Consider the following 15,174-nt stretch of genomic DNA (forward strand, 5'->3'; position numbering starts at 1 on the left):
CCTGCGTGCTGAAGCAGCCTACAAGCAGCGAAGGAGGGACCCCGTGACCGGAGCCCCTCCCACGCCGCCAATGTTCAGCGGCAGTGCTCAGCTGGCGGGATTCGCCACGGCCACAGACAGGACCCCGCCGGTCTCGCCGGTGACGGTCGCGGTGACACCGTGACCGGCGACCTTGACCGAGTTCTGCGGGTTCACCGACGACCAGTACGCCAGCGGGTCGCTGTCGTCGAAGGTCGGCTTGGCCGCCAGGTCGGTCGCACATGCGGCGTACGTCGAGTAGCCAGCGGCCGAGGTGTCGGCGACCTGCTTGTGCAGGCAGACCGGGTCGACCGGCTGGAGCCCGAAGGTCGCGTCGAACGGCTGGCGCCGGTTGGACGGACGCGTGCCGTCGGGGTAGGTCAGCGAGAGCGGCCGGGCGTCGACCACCATCGCACTGCCCGCGCCCGGGTGGGCACTGACGTTGTTGTCGGCGTAGGAGCCGTCGACGTACCAGACCAGCATGCCGTCCTGGAAACTGAAGTGCTCCACCCAGTCGGGCCGGGTGACGGCCTCGCTGAACTGGTACGGCCCGGTCTCCAGGGTCGCGTCGTAGCCGACGTACTGGCGGTTCTCGATCAGGTAGTAGCGCGGCGACGTGTTGCTCTCCGAGCCCGTGCTGATCGTGAAGCCCTGGGGTGTCCAGCCGTTGTTGCCTGCCTCGGCACCATCAGCGAACGAGTACGCCGTGCCGGCACCGACGACGATGCTGTCGACGAACGCGCCGGCCTCGTTGACGCCACCGTCGGTCTGGTAGCGGAACCGGAACAGCGACGGCTGGCCACCGGCGTTGTAGGACCAGCGCTTCGTGACCCAGCCGCGCGAGGCCCCGTCGATCGGGGTGCCGGTGCGGTTCCAGGTGGCGCCACCGTCGGTGGACCACTCGGCGTACAGGTAGTCGTAGCCGGCCTCGATCTGGTGCCAGACGTCCGCCTTCACCGTGACCCGGCCCGCAGCCGGCACCTCGCGGGTCAGCTTGTTGTTGAGCTGGTCGCCACGGCCGGTCCACCAGGCGTGCGTGCCCTCCGGCGGCGTCGTGTACGACGTCGTCGTGACCGCGTCCGGGAGGTTCACCTTGACCGCCTGCTCCTGCCCGTCGACGGTGTTCTGCGAGGGGGAGAGCTGGTAGCTGCCGGACTGCCCGGGGGAGACCTCGGCGTAGTCGAGCCAGCCCAGGTAGAGCTTCTCCTCGGGCCCCATCAGGCCGGGCACGGAGCCGATGTCCTCGGTGCCGTGGTTGAGCCAGGATCCGGACGACATGAGCGTCCAGAAGGCGGTGCCGTTCTCGCCGCCGGCGGTGTCGTAGTAGTCGGGCAGGCCGAGGTCGTGGCCGAACTCGTGGGCGAAGACGCCGAGGCCGCCGTTCTCCGGCTCGACGGTGTAGTCGCCGATGAAGTACTTCGAGTCACCCACGCGGGTGCCGCCGAGCAGGTTGGCAACAGGTTCGGGGCCGCCGACCGTCGGACCGGTCTGGCCGTAGAGGTTGCCGTCGACGTACCACCGGTGGGACCAGATCGCGTCCTCGCCGAGACTGCCGCCACCGGCCTCCTCGCCCTCCCCGGCGTGGACCGCCTGGAAGTGGTCGATGTAGCCGTCGGCCTCGTTGAAGTCGCCGTCGCTGTCGTGGTCGTAGCGGTCCCACTCGTCGAACTGCGCCAGGTAGGCGTCGATCTCGGCCGGTGTCTTGCCGGCCGCGACCTGCCCGGCGTACCAGCTGTTGACGGAGTCGGTGATGAAGTCCCACGAGCCGCCCTCGTCCTCACGTGGGTTGGCGCCGTAGTACTGCCCGTTGTAGGGGACCGTGGTCCAGTCCTCGACGGTGTTGATCGCGGTGTACTTCCCGCCGGAGAGCTTGGCGTAGTAGTCGGCGAAGGACTCGCCGGAGCCGTTGAACATCTCGTCGTAGTGCGCCTGGGAGAAGTCCTGCGTCCAGATGGTCGAGTTGTCCCTGGCGCGGTCCGGCTGCGCGATCTGGTTGTGCAGCGGGCCCGGCGTGCGGCCGTACTTGCCGGCGGTCTGGGTGCCGAACTGGCTGAGCACCGTCCAGACCTTCTCCTGCTTGTCGGTCGGGAACTCGACGAACGAGTCAGCATCGAGCTGGACCGTGGAGCCGCCCTCCGGCTGCGCCTTGGCACGCCGCGAGCCGTTGTCGAGCATCGTGAGGGCCTTCTGCTTCAGCCTCTCCTGCCGGGCCGTGAGGGGCCCCGGACGGTTGTCCTCCCGGTGTGCCTGGTGCCGCTCTGCCTGGGCCGCTGTCGTGTCCTGTGCCGCTGCGGACTGGACCGGGCTGAGCGCCAGTGCAAGTCCGATCGACAGTCCTGCCGTGCCGGCTCCGAGGCCGGTTACGAGCTTCTTCACTTGACGAGGTGCCTTCCTGTCCCGAGACCAATTCCCCCACGTGACTCTCGTCCGCGACCCACGCGATGTCCAGACACAGTGCGGACGTCGTTTGGTTGCGATTCGGTCACGGGGGAGAATCGGGAACACGCCTCACCATGTGTTTGTTGGGAGGCCGTAACGCACTTGTCCTGACTGAGGAGACCCTGTGTCCTTTCCCGCTCTCGTGGAGCCGGCAGCCGAGCTGACCGTCGACGAGGTCCGTCGCTACAGCCGGCACCTGATCATCCCGGACGTCGGCATGACCGGCCAGAAGCGCCTGAAGAACGCCAAGGTCCTGGTCATCGGTGCCGGTGGCCTCGGCTCGCCCGCGCTGCTCTACCTCGCCGCCGCGGGCGTCGGCACGCTGGGCATCGCCGAGTTCGACACCGTCGACGAGTCGAACCTGCAGCGCCAGGTCATCCACGGCGTCTCCGACATCGACAAGCCCAAGGGCCAGTCGGCCAAGGAGTCGATCGCGGAGATCAACCCCTACGTGAAGGTGATCCTGCACGAGGAGCGCCTCGACAACGACAACGTGTTCTCGGTCTTCGAGGGCTACGACCTGATCGTCGACGGCACCGACAACTTCGCGACGCGCTACATGGTCAACGACGCGGCGTACTTCCTGAAGATCCCCTACGTCTGGGGCTCGATCTACCGCTTCGACGGCCAGGCCTCGGTCTTCGCGCCGACGTTGTCGGACGAGGCGCCGTGCTACCGCTGCCTCTACCCCGAGCCGCCGCCGCCGGGCATGGTCCCCTCCTGCGCCGAGGGTGGCGTGCTGGGTGTGCTCTGCGCGTCCATCGGCTCGATCCAGGTCAACGAGGCCATCAAGCTGCTCACCGGCATCGGCGACCCGATCGTGGGCAAGCTGATGATCTACGACGGGCTCGAGATGGAGTACCGCAAGCTGCGGATCCGCAAGGACCCCAACTGCGCGCTCTGCGGCGAGCACGCCACCGTCACCGGTCTGATCGACTACGACACCTTCTGTGGTGCCGTCTCCGAGGAGGCCGCTGACGCGGCTGCCGGCTCGACCATCTCGGTGACCCAGCTGGAGACGATGCTCAAGGAGCGCGAGGCCGGTGAGCGCGACTTCGTGCTGGTCGACGTCCGCGAGCCCAACGAGGCGGAGATCAACCACATCCCGGGTGCGGTGCTGATCCCGAAGGGTGAGTTCCTCAACGGCTCGGCGCTCGAGCAGCTGCCTGCCGACAAGCAGATCGTCATGCACTGCAAGACCGGTGTGCGCTCTGCGGAGACCCTCGCGATCGTGAAGGGCGCCGGCTGGTCCGACGCCGTCCACGTCGGTGGTGGCGTCGTGGCCTGGGTCAACCAGATCGACCCGTCCCAGCCGTCCTACTGAGCTGAAAGTTGCGGGCGCCCTCTCCCTCCGGGGTGGGGGCGCCGCTGCTTTTCGCTAGCGTTCGGTCAGTGTCCAGCCCCGAGGAGTACGCCGAGGCCGTGCTCGTGCTGGTCGAATCCGTGCCGGCCGGCCGCGCGACGACGTACGGCGCGATCGCCGACGTCCTCCAGGAGCAGCTGGGAACGGGCGGCCCGCGGACCGTGGCGCGGGTGATGGCGACCGATGGCAGCGGCGTTCCGTGGTGGCGCTGCGTGCGTGCCGACGGCACCCTTCCGGGACACCTGATCGCCGAGGCCCTCCAGAGCTGGTACGCCGAGGGGACGCCGGTCCGCGGTGACCGGGTCGACCTGCCGAAGGCGTTCTGGCAGCCGTCGCCCGGAGCCTGATCGGGATTCGCCCAGGGGTCCGATCGGTCTTGTCGGAGGTGCGTGCCAAGGTGTCACCCGTGTCCGCCAACCCCGTCTCCTACCGTCTGGCGCCGCAGGCCGCTGTGGCCGGTCCGGCGCCGGTGCTGGACGCTGCCCAGCAAGCAGTGGTGGACCATGCGGGTGGCCCGCTGCTGGTGCTGGCCGGACCGGGCACGGGCAAGACGACGACCCTGGTCGAGGCGATCGCGGCACGCATCGAGCGCGACGGTGTCGCGCCTGACCAGATCCTCGCCCTGACCTTCTCCCGCAAGGCGGCAGAGCAGCTGCGCGACCGGGTCACCGCGCGCATCGGGCGGACCACCGCAGCCACGATGAGCTCGACCTTCCACTCGTTCGCCTACGGGCTGATCCGCGCCTACGCACCTGCCGAGCTCTACGACGCCCCGCTGCGGCTGCTCTCCGCGCCCGAGCAGGACGTGGTGCTCCGCGAGCTGCTGACCGACCACCCCGAGTCGGTGCAGTGGCCCCCGTCGCTCCGGGCCGCGCTGGGCACACGCGGGTTCGCGCGCGAGGTCACGATGGTGCTCGGGCGGGCCCGGGAGAAGGGGCTCGACCCGTCGCAGCTGAGCGCACTGGGGCGCGAGCACGAGCTGCCCGAGTTCATCGCGGCCGGGGCCTTCCTCGATCAGTACCTCACGGTGCTCGACAGCCAGGGTGCCACCGACTATGCCGACCTGATCCGCCGGGCCACGCTCGAGGCCGAGCTGCACCGCGACGAGCTGCGGTCGCGCTTCACCCACGTCTTCGTCGACGAGTACCAGGACACCGATCCCGGCCAGGTCCAGCTGCTGCGTGCGTTGGCCGGCGACGGTCGCAACCTCACTGTTGTCGGCGACCCGCACCAGTCCATCTACGGCTTCCGAGGTGCCGAGGTGCGCGGCATCCTCGAGTTCCCGACCGCCTTCCCGACCACGGCGGGGGAGTCTGCTCCGGTCATCGCGCTGCGCACGACGCGACGCTTCGGGCCGCGGCTGCTCCGGGCGAGCCAGCAGGTCGCCGGCCGGCTCTCGCTGATCGGCACCATCCCCGAGGCGGCCAGGGAGGCGTTCCTCGAGCCGGTCGCGGCGCCGGGTGACCACGGCGCCGGCAAGGTCGACGTCCTCACCTTCGACAGCGAGCGGGCCGAGGCCGAGCACCTCGCCGACCTGCTGCGCCGCGCTCACCTCGAGGACGGCATCGGCTGGGACGAGATGGCCGTGCTGGTGCGCTCGGGGCGCTCCTCGATCCCTGCGCTGCGACGGTCGCTCGGCGCCGCGGGCGTGCCGGTCGAGGTCGCGTCCGACGACCTCCCGCTGGTCCAGGACCCGGCGGTCGCGCCGCTGCTCGACGCGCTCCGTGCCGTGGTCAACCTCGAGGAGACCGACACCGAGCACGTGGGCCACCTCGACGCCGGCCGCGCCGAGGCGTTGCTGACGGGGCCCCTGGGGGGCCTCGACGCCGGCGACGTACGCCGCCTCGCGCGGCAGCTGCGCGCCCGGGAGAAGGCGCAGGCACAGGGGGCGGCTCGCACTCCGCAGCCGTCGCGGGAGCTGGTCCGGCTGGCCGTGGTGGGCCCGGGTTTCCTGGACGGGCTGAGCGGGGTCGAGGCGACCCGCGCACGTTCGCTCGCGGCCCTGCTTCGCGGAGCACGGGAGCAGATGCTCGCGGGCGCCACCGCCGAGGAGGTGCTCTGGACGCTGTGGTCAGGCACCGGCTGGCCCGCCCGACTCAGGCGAGGGGTCGAGGCCGGGGGTGGACAGGCCCGGCGCGCGCACCGCGACCTCGACTCGGTCTGTGCGCTCTTCGAGGCGGCATCCCGTGCCGAGGAGCAACGCGACCACGTCGGCGTCATCAACTTCCTCGCCACTCTCGTGGCGCAGCAGTTGCCCGGCGACACGCTGGCCGAGCGCGGCGTGCGCGGGTCGGCTGTTCGCCTGCTCACCGCTCACCGGTCCAAGGGCCTGGAGTGGCGGCTCGTCGTCGTCGCCCACGTCCAGCAGGACGCCTGGCCTGACCTGCGCCGTCGCTCGTCCCTGCTCGGTGCCGACCTGATCGGCGTCGACGGCATCCAGCCCCCGCTGACCACCCGCGAGCTGCTGATGGAGGAGCGCCGGCTCTTCTACGTCGCCTGCACGCGCGCCCGAGAGCGCCTCGTCGTCACTGCGGTGAAGTCGAGCGACGACGAGGGTGAGCAGCCGTCGCGGTTCCTCGACGACCTCTATCCGACCGCGGCCGAGCACCGGGCCGTGCATGTCGCGGGCCGGCCCCGGCGCCCGCTCTCGCTTTCCGGCCTGGTGGCCGACCTGCGTCGCACCGTGACCGACCCGGAGGCGTCGGAGCCCCTGCGTGAGACCGCCGCGCGTCGGCTCGCCCAGCTCGCGTCGGAGACCGTGGGAGACCGACCGCTCGTGCCTGCTGCCGACCCGTCCCAGTGGTGGGGGACGCGCTCGGCCTCGCGATCCGTGCAGCCGGTCCGCGATCCCGAGGCGCCGGTGCCGGTCTCGGCGAGCATGCTGGAGAAGATCCTGACCTGCCCGACCCAGTGGTTCCTCGAGCGCGAGGCCGGGGGAGCCGGGGCCTCGGCCCAGTCGGCCAACGTCGGGCAGCTGGTCCACGCCGTCGCGGAGCGGGTCGCGACGGGTGAGCTGGAGCCGGAGCTCACCGCCCTGATGGAGCACGTCGACGTGGTCTGGGACCGGCTCTCGTTCCGCACCCCGTGGTCCAAGGCGCGCGAGCACGAACGGGTGCGGAGCGGCCTGGCCAAGTTCCTCGCCTGGCATGCCACCAATCCACGCGCGGGGCTCGGCACCGAGCGCACGTTCTCCGCCGAGATCGAGCTCCCTGATGGTGAGCGGGTGCGGCTGGCCGGTCAGGTGGACCGGCTGGAGCTGAGCTCCGACAACCGGGTCGTCGTGGTCGACCTCAAGTCCGGGCGGGCTGCACCAACCGGGCCCGCCGTGCTCAAGCACACCCAGCTCGCGCTCTACCAGCTCGCGGTCGACGCGGGCGGGTTTGATGACGCCCCGGCCGTCACCGGTGGCGCCGAGCTGGTGCAGCTCGGGCTCGAGGACGGCAAGCCCGAGCCGACGGTGCAGCGGCAGCCGGCCCACGACCCCGACGGCCCCGAGCGCGCCCTGCTGGTCTCGCAGCTGGAGCTGGCGGCGGCGCTGATCCGCAGCGAGACCTTCCCTGCGGTGATCGGCCCCCAGTGCGAGCGCTGCGCGTTCACAGCGATCTGCCCGGCGAAGAGCGCCGGATCGGTGGTGACCCAGTGACGCCCCTCGAGATCACCACCCCGGCGGACCTGCAGCGGGTGATGAAGACCGACTACGCCCCGAGTGCGCAGCAGTGGGAGGCCATCTCCGCGCCGCTCGCCCCGGCCGTCGTGATCGCCGGTGCCGGATCCGGCAAGACCACGCTGATGGCAGCCCGGGTCGTCTACCTTGTCGCGACCGGTCAGGTCAGGCCCGACGAGATCCTCGGCCTCACCTTCACCACCAAGGCGGCCGCGGAGCTCCGCGCGCGGATCCGTGAGGCGCTGCAGCAGGCCGGCGCCCTCGAGCCGGTCGTTGCTGACGACGGCACCGTCGAGGACGTGCTGGAGCCGACTGTCGCGACCTACAACGCCTACGCCTCGGCGCTCCTCACCGACCACGGCCTCCGCATCGGCCACGAGCCCGACACCCGCGTCATCACCGACGCCTCGCGCTTCCAGCTGGGCGCACGGGTCGTGGAGCGCTACGCCGGCGAGGTGCGCGCGCTCTCCGACCACCCGCCCACCGTGATCCAGAACCTCCTCGCCCTCGATGGCGCGATGTCCGAGCACCTCGTCACCGTCGATGACGTCCGCCGCGTGGACGCCGAGGCCCGCGCGCGTTTCGCTGCCTCGCTGGTGATCGCCGAGGCGGAGCTCGATGCCGGCAAGAAGGTCAAGGGGCAGGTCGACGCGATCAAGAAGGCGCTCAACGTGATCGAGCGGCGAGGCGAGCTGCTCGGCCTCGTCGCGTCGTACCGGCGGCTCAAGCGCGAGCTCGGGCTGATGGACTTTTCCGACCAGATCGAGCTCGGTGCCCGGCTGGCCACCGGCCAACCCGGGGTCGGCGAGGCTGAGCGGGCACGGTTCAAGGTCGTGCTCCTCGACGAGTACCAGGACACCTCGGTGGCCCAGGCGACCATGCTGTCGCGGCTCTTCGGCGACGGACATCCAGTGACTGCGGTCGGTGACCCCAACCAGGCGATCTACGGCTGGCGCGGCGCCTCGGTCTCCAACATCCTCAACTTCGCCGATGCGTTCCCCTCAGCGGCCGGTGTCGTGAGCTTCCCGCTGACCGTCAACCGCCGCTCCGACCGGCGCATCCTCGAGGTCGCCAACCGGCTGGCCGGCCCACTCCTCGAGAAGTACCCCCAGGTCGCTCCGCTGGAGCCGGCCCCCGGTGCTGCCGACGGGGTGGTCGAGGCGCTGGTGTTCGAGACCAACGCCGAGGAGCTCGCGTGGCTGGCCACCGCCGTCGCCGACGCGCACACGGGGGACACGGGTGGGATGTGGTCCGACATCGGCGTGCTGACCCGCGACAACGCCCACGCGGCCGACGTCTTCGACGCGCTGACCACTGCCGGCATCCCGGTGGAGATCGTCGGCCTCTCGGGTCTGTTGCGGCTGCCCGAGGTCGCCGAGGTGGTCGCCACGCTCCACCTGCTCCACGATGTCACCGCCAACGCGTCGCTGCTCACCCTGCTCAACGGGCCACGCTGGGCGATCGGGCCGCGCGACCTGAAGCTGCTCGGCAAGCGCTCGGCAGAGATCGCGGGCGGCCGTCGGTCATCGGCGGGCGACGTCGCCGAGCACCTCGTCCAGATCACCGACGGAGTCGACCCGGCCGAGCTGCCCTCGCTCAGCGATGCACTCGACGATCTCGGCGATTCCGCCGACTGGCCCTACTCCGCCGAGGCCCGCGAGCGCTTCGGTCTGCTGTCGTCGGAGCTGCGCATGCTGCGCACCTCCGTCGGCGAGCCGCTGCTCGACGTGGTGCGCCGCATCATCGACACCACCGGTGTCGACGTGGAGCTGGCCTCCTCCATCAGCCCCGCGGCGGCTGCCCGACGCGACAACCTCGACCTGTTCGTGAAGGCCGTCGCGGACTTCCAGGCGGTCGACGGCGACGTGACGCTGCCGGCGTTGCTGGCCTACCTGACCGCGGAGGACGACCAGGGCAATGGCCTCGACATCGCGACCCCGACGGAGGCCGACTCGGTGAAGCTGCTGACGGTGCACCGGTCCAAGGGACTCGAGTGGGGATGCGTCTTCTCGGTCGGCGTCTGCGAGACCCGCTTCCCGACCAACCGCTCGCGGACGCTGTGGACCTCGTCGCCGCCGGTCCTTCCCGCTCCGTTGCGCGGTGACGCGGGCGACCTGCCGCAGCTCGCGGCGTACGACAAGGCGGGGCTCGACGCCTACCGCGACGCGACACGTGCGCACGATGCGGAGGAGGAGCTCCGACTGGGCTACGTCGCGTTCACCCGCGCCGCGCACCGGCTGGTGGTCAGCTCGTACCTCTGGAACAAGAACAAGACCCCGCTCGGGCCGTCCGCCTATCAGCAGACCGTGCGCGCGTCGCTCGAGGCGTGGGGCATCCCGCCGAAGCATTGGCTGGTCAAGCCGGAGAAGGGGGCGCTGAACCCGCTCGCCGAGCTCGACACGAGCCGACCCTGGCCGGTCGATGGCGTCGGCCGCGAGGCGCTGCTCCGCCGCGAGGCAGCAGAGCGGGTGATCGCTGTCGACCTGTCCGCGGATGACCCGGAGCTGGACATGGTCGAGGCATCGACCGTGGCGGAGTGGGACGCCGAGCTCGAGCGCCTCGTCGTCGAGGCGCGCCAGGAGCGGGCCACCGACATCGACGTGCCGCTTCCGTCCTCGCTCTCCGCGACGTCGCTGGCGAAGCTGCGCGACGACCCCGACGCCTTCGCCCGCGACCTGGCCCGGCCGATGCCACGCCCGCCGTCGTCGGCGGCCCGCTTCGGCACGCGCTTCCATGCGTACGTCGAGGCGCGGTTCGGGCAGCAGCAGCTGATCGGGCTCGACGAGCTGCCGGGTGCGGGTGATGCCGAGATCGACGAGGTCGAGCTGCGCGAGCTGGTGGCCGCCTTCGAGACAGGGGAGTTCGCCGACCGGGTGCCCCATGCCGTCGAGCCGCCCTTTGCGCTGGTGCTCGACGGCCAGGTGGTCCGCGGACGCATCGACGCTGTCTACGCCGAGCCGGGTGGATCGTTCCTGGTCGTCGACTGGAAGACCAGCCGGAGCGAGAACGCCGATCCGCTGCAGCTCGCGATCTACCGGTTGGCCTGGGCGGAGCTCACCGGCCTGCCGCTCGAGCAGGTGCGCGCTGCGTTCCACTACGTCCGGTCGGGTCGGACCGTCGAGCCGACAGACCTGCCGGGTCGCGACGAGCTCGAGAAGCTGCTCCGCGTCTGAGCGCGGACGTCAGGCCTGGGCGGTGATCGCCTCGAGGGCGATCTCGACCATCGCGCCGAACCCCTGCTCACGCTCGGCTGCGGAGGTGTGCTCCCCGGTGACGATGTGGTCGGAGACGGTGCAGATCGCGAGCGCCCTGCCGCCGTGCTTCGCGGCCAGCGTGTAGAGCGCGGACGCCTCCATCTCGACGGCCAGCACACCGTACTCGACCATGCGTGCTGTCAGCTCCGGCCGCGCGGCGTAGAAGGAGTCGGCGGAGAAGATCAGGCCCGTGTGCACCTCGACGTCGAGCATTCGACCGTGCGCTGCGTCGTACGCCGCCCGGAGCAGGCCGAAGTCGGCGACCGGTGCGTAGTCGAGCCCCTCAAAAGCGATCCGGTTCATCGCCGAGTCGGTGCATGCGCCCGAGGCGATCACGATGTCGCGGAGGGCGACCTTCCCGGTCAGCGCGCCACAGGAGCCCACGCGGATGACCGACTCGACGTCGTACTCGGAGAAGAGCTCGTTGACGTAGATCGCCAGCGACGGCTGGCCCATGCCTGATCCCTGGACCGAGATCGGCTGGCCGCGCCAGGTGCCGGTGAAGCCGAGCATCCCGCGGACCTCGCTGTAGCAACGGGCATCATCGAGGAAGGTCTCCGCGATCCATTTCGCCCGCAGCGGGTCACCGGGGAGCAGGACGTGGGGCGCGATCTCGCCGGGCCGGGCGCCGATGTGGGTGCTCATTCGCGCAGCCTAGGAGTGTGCCTGACAGGATGCCGTTGTGATCAGGGAACGATCCGACAACGATCAACCGGCCACCGGCCCGAAGCCCACGGACAGCTGGGCACACGACCGGCTTGCCCACCGACGCGACGACGAGGCCTGGCTGGCCGGGGCGTGGGCAGACCCCGCCACCCGCGTCGTGCCGCTCTCGGGAGGCCGTGTGTACGCCGTGGAGGGCAGGCCGCAGTGGCTGAGTCCGGCCGGGCTCGTCGAGGCCCTCCCGGGTGTCGACGTGACGGACGGGGTGCGCGTGCTGCTCGGCGAGCGTGACGGCGTGGCCCGGTTCGCCCTGCACGTCCAGGGTGCTGGTCGCGATGCAACGACGTCCGCTGCAGGGTCTGCGCCGCGCCCACCCGAGGACGCTTCAGCCGTCACGGGCTGGGTCGGGCTGCGCTCGCTGGGCCTGCACCTGATGCAGGACATCGCGGACGCACGCCTGCTCTTCCACGCGGTCGGGATCGGCGAGTGGCTGGAACGCACCCGGTTCTGCGCCCGTTGCGGCGGCACCCTGACGGCACGCCAGTCGGGTCACGTCCAGGTGTGCGACTCCTGCGGACGCGAACAGTTCCCGCGGATCGAGCCGGCCGTGATCATGCTGATCACCCAGGGCGAGCCGGGTTCTCCTGACGAGCGGTGCCTGCTCGGCAGCGGCCTGCAGTGGGGCCCGACGAGGTTCTCGACGCTGGCCGGCTTCGCCGAGCCGGGCGAGGCCCTCGAGGACGCCGTGCGCCGCGAGGTCTTCGAGGAGGCCGGCGTCAGGGTCGGCCGGGTGGAGTGGTTCGCCAGTCAGCCGTGGCCGTTCCCGAGCTCGTTGATGCTCGGCTTCACGGGACGCGCGATCAGCACGGAGATCACGATCGACCCCTCCGAGATCGCCGACGCCCGGTGGTTCACCCGCGCCGAGCTGAAGGCACAGGCCGAGAGCGGCGAGATCAGCCTGCCCACCCGCGGCATCTCGATCTCGCGGACCCTGATCGAGTCCTGGTACGGAGGACCGCTGCCCGGCAGCTGGTGACCGGCGCTGCGGTCAGTTGAGGGAGGCGAGCTTGGCCTTCACCTGGGCGACGGACGGGTTGGTGTGCGCCGAGCCGTCGGCGTACACGAGTGTGGGGACGGTCTGGTTGCCGCCGTTGACCTGCTCGACGATGAACGCGGCATCCTCGTTCTTCTCGATGTCGACCACGGTGTACGGGATGCCCTCGCGGTCGAGCTGGCTCGTCAGGCGGTGGCAGTAGCCGCACCAGGTGGTGCTGTACATGGTGATCATCGGGCTGTCGGTCCTCACGTCTAGGCTGTGACGACCGTTCCAACCGTGCCTGCCAGGAGTCCATTCCCATGCGATCCAACGACTTGCTCACAGGGCTCGATCCTGAGCAGCGTCAGGTCGCCGAGGCGCTCCGCGGCCCGGTCCAGGTGCTGGCCGGTGCCGGCACCGGAAAGACCCGCGCGATCACGCACCGCATCGCGCACGGGGTCGCGACGGGGGTCTACCAGCCGACCGAGGTCCTGGCGGTCACCTTCACCGCCCGGGCAGCGGGGGAGATGCGCACCCGCCTGCGGGCCCTCGGTGCGCCAGGGGTCCAGGCCCGCACCTTCCATGCGGCGGCCCTTCGCCAGCTGCGCTACTTCTGGCCCAACGTCTACGGCGCCGACCTGCCGCAGCTGACCGAGTCCAAGCTCGCCCTGATGGCGCAGGCTGCCCGCAAGCAGCGGCTCTCGCCCGACCAGGGGATGCTGCGCGACCTCGCCAGCGAGGTCGAGTGGTGCAAGGTCAGCAACGTCCGCCCCGATGACTACGCGGCGCTCGCCCCGACGCGGGGCCGCGAGGTCAGCGGTGTCGACCCCGCGACCGTCGCGCGCGTCTTCGGCTCCTACGAGGAGGTCAAGCGGGCCGCCAACCGCATGGACATGGAGGACGTCCTGCTGCTGACGGCCGCCCTGCTGGCCGAGGACGAGCGGGTCGCTGCCCAGGTCCGCCGGCAATACAAGTTCTTCACCGTCGACGAGTTCCAGGACGTCTCGCCGCTCCAGTCGGCGCTGCTCGACCTCTGGCTCGGCGGGCGTGACGAGCTCTGCGTGGTCGGCGACCCGGCCCAGACGATCTACAGCTTCGCCGGCGCCGATGCAGACTTCCTGCGCAACTTCCCGCAGCGCTATCCCGGGGCGTCGAAGGTCGAGCTGGTCCGCAACTACCGCTCCACGCCTGAGGTGGTCACGGCGGCCAACAGCCTGCTCTCCGGCACCCGTTCACGGGGTGTCGAGCTCCGCTCCCAGCGTTCGGCCGGCCCCGCGGTTCGCTATGTCGAGCACGACGACGAGGTCGCCGAGGCCGAGGCGGTCGCCTCCGAGATCGCGAAGCTCGTGGCCAGCGGAGTGCCGGTCGGCGAGATCGCCGTCCTGTTCCGCATCAACGCCCAGTCCGAGGCCTTCGAGGACGCACTCGCGGCCCGTCAGGTGCCCTACGTGGTCCGTGGCGCGGCCCGCTTCTACGACCGCCCTGAGGTGCGCCAGGCGATCACCCTGCTGCGCGGCACGGCGCGGTCGGAAGGTGATCCCGACGACCTGATGGATGGCGTGCGCGCGACCCTGTCCGGCATGGGCTGGGCGCCCGAGCCGCCGACCGCGCGCGGCAGCGCCCGCGACCGGTGGGAGTCGCTGCAGGCGCTCTTCACCCAGGCCGAGATCTATGCGGCCGAGCACCCGGGCCGACTCGGCGACTTCGTCGACGACCTCGACCGCCGCGCCGCCGAGCAGCACGCTCCGGTCGCGGGCGGCGTCACGCTGGCCACGCTCCACACCGCGAAGGGCCTCGAGTGGGACGCCGTCTTCCTGTGCGGTGTGCAGGAGGGGTCGATCCCGATCACCTTCGCGCAGACTCCTGTCGAGGTCGAGGAGGAGCGGCGGCTGCTCTACGTCGGCATGACGCGCGCCCGCGTTCACCTTCGGGTCTCGTGGGCCGCAGCGCGCAACCCCGGCGGTCGCAAGACCCGCAAGCCGTCCCGGTTCCTCGACGGTCTGCGGCCGGCGGGCTCGTCGAGCTCGTCCACCGGTCCGACCCGCAGCCGCGGTCACCAGATGTGCCGCACCTGCGGCACGCCGCTCAGCTCGGCCGGCGAGCGCAAGGTGGGCCGTTGCGACGGCTGCCCCGCGGCCTACGACGAGGCCCTGTTCGACCGGCTCAAGTCCTGGCGGCTCGAGCGGGCCGGCGAGGCGAAGGTCCCGGCCTACGTCGTCTTCACCGACCGGACGCTCGAGGCCATCGCCGAGGTCCGCCCGGGCAGCCCCGAGGCGCTGCTGCGGATCGGGGGCATCGGGGCCAAGAAGGTCGAGCAGTACGGCGACGACGTCCTTGCTCTCGTTGCCCAGGACTGAGGGGCCGGACCGGCAACAGGACCCGATTGGCAGGATCTCGTTGCCATTCGTCATTAATTCGTTTGCCCCTTACATGCGAACTCAGTTACGGTCGTCTCACGGCGACCGCAACTGATCGCCAGCAGCACCAGAAACAGCAACGCAGCCCGTCCCGACCCGAGACACCGAAGGAGGTGGATTCCATGGAGAACACGTACGAGATCACGCCGGTCGTCATCCGACCGCGCTTCGCCATGCCGTCCACCGCTGCCTTCGCCAGCACCTGCACGTGGCGTGCCCTGACGCACAACCACAAGCAGGTCGTTGCCCTTCGCGGTGACGTCCCGGGTGTTCCTGTCTGGAGTCCAACACACTGACCGACATCAGTGCTGGCGCTCTCC

At 70.7% G+C, this 15,174-nt stretch carries 10 protein-coding genes; 7 read left to right on the forward strand and 3 right to left on the reverse strand.

The annotated features are described in order from the left end of the window. Positions 1-87: 87 nt before the first annotated feature. Positions 88-2,394: an immune inhibitor A domain-containing protein gene (locus D4739_RS10840; protein WP_120060636.1), complete on the reverse strand. Its 2,307-nt coding sequence runs from the start codon at positions 2,392-2,394 to the stop codon at positions 88-90. Positions 2,395-2,581: 187 nt separating this feature from the next. Between D4739_RS10840 and moeZ the strand changes: the two genes are divergently transcribed. From moeZ to D4739_RS10860, 4 genes are all read left to right on the forward strand, one after another. Beyond that, the gene (moeZ, locus tag D4739_RS10845) at positions 2,582-3,781 is read left to right on the forward strand and encodes an adenylyltransferase/sulfurtransferase MoeZ (protein WP_120060637.1); all 1,200 of its coding nucleotides are present in this window, start codon (positions 2,582-2,584) and stop codon (positions 3,779-3,781) included. A gap of 68 nt (positions 3,782-3,849) precedes the next feature. Then, positions 3,850-4,167 carry an MGMT family protein gene (locus D4739_RS10850; protein ID WP_120060638.1) on the forward strand — a complete coding sequence of 106 codons (318 nt, stop codon included), beginning with the start codon at positions 3,850-3,852 and terminating at the stop codon, positions 4,165-4,167. 59 nt (positions 4,168-4,226) lie between these two features. Further along, entirely contained in the window at positions 4,227-7,463 is a 3,237-nt protein-coding gene (locus D4739_RS10855) for an ATP-dependent helicase (protein ID WP_182920383.1), read from the forward strand. Between the two features lie 41 nt (positions 7,464-7,504). Next, positions 7,505-10,657, forward strand: a complete 3,153-nt coding sequence (locus tag D4739_RS10860) for an ATP-dependent helicase (RefSeq protein ID WP_120061857.1) — start codon at positions 7,505-7,507, stop codon at positions 10,655-10,657. Between the two features lie 9 nt (positions 10,658-10,666). On the opposite strand, the gene deoD is transcribed toward D4739_RS10860, so the two are convergent. Then, complete coding sequence (gene deoD / locus D4739_RS10865; protein WP_120060639.1) at positions 10,667-11,383, reverse strand: purine-nucleoside phosphorylase; 717 nt, start codon at positions 11,381-11,383, stop codon at positions 10,667-10,669. A gap of 37 nt (positions 11,384-11,420) precedes the next feature. Between deoD and nudC the strand changes: the two genes are divergently transcribed. Next, on the forward strand, positions 11,421-12,437 hold the full coding sequence (nudC, locus tag D4739_RS10870; RefSeq protein ID WP_238473612.1) for an NAD(+) diphosphatase: 1,017 nt from the start codon (positions 11,421-11,423) through the stop codon (positions 12,435-12,437). A gap of 12 nt (positions 12,438-12,449) precedes the next feature. Here nudC and D4739_RS10875 read toward each other — a convergent pair whose 3' ends face one another. Continuing rightward, positions 12,450-12,689, reverse strand: a complete 240-nt coding sequence (locus D4739_RS10875; protein ID WP_120060640.1) for a mycoredoxin — start codon at positions 12,687-12,689, stop codon at positions 12,450-12,452. A 68-nt stretch (positions 12,690-12,757) separates the two neighbouring features. Between D4739_RS10875 and D4739_RS10880 the strand changes: the two genes are divergently transcribed. Together D4739_RS10880 and D4739_RS16880 are read left to right on the forward strand one after the other, a co-directional pair. Further along, positions 12,758-14,794 (forward strand): ATP-dependent DNA helicase UvrD2, encoded by a 2,037-nt coding sequence (locus tag D4739_RS10880; protein WP_120060641.1) that lies wholly within the window; start codon positions 12,758-12,760, stop codon positions 14,792-14,794. 182 nt (positions 14,795-14,976) lie between these two features. After that, positions 14,977-15,150 (forward strand): immunoglobulin domain-containing protein, encoded by a 174-nt coding sequence (locus D4739_RS16880; RefSeq protein ID WP_182920384.1) that lies wholly within the window; start codon positions 14,977-14,979, stop codon positions 15,148-15,150. The last annotated feature ends 24 nt before the right edge of the window (positions 15,151-15,174 follow it).

This window comes from Nocardioides cavernaquae (assembly GCF_003600895.1).
In the GTDB taxonomy this organism is placed as follows: domain Bacteria; phylum Actinomycetota; class Actinomycetes; order Propionibacteriales; family Nocardioidaceae; genus Nocardioides; species Nocardioides cavernaquae.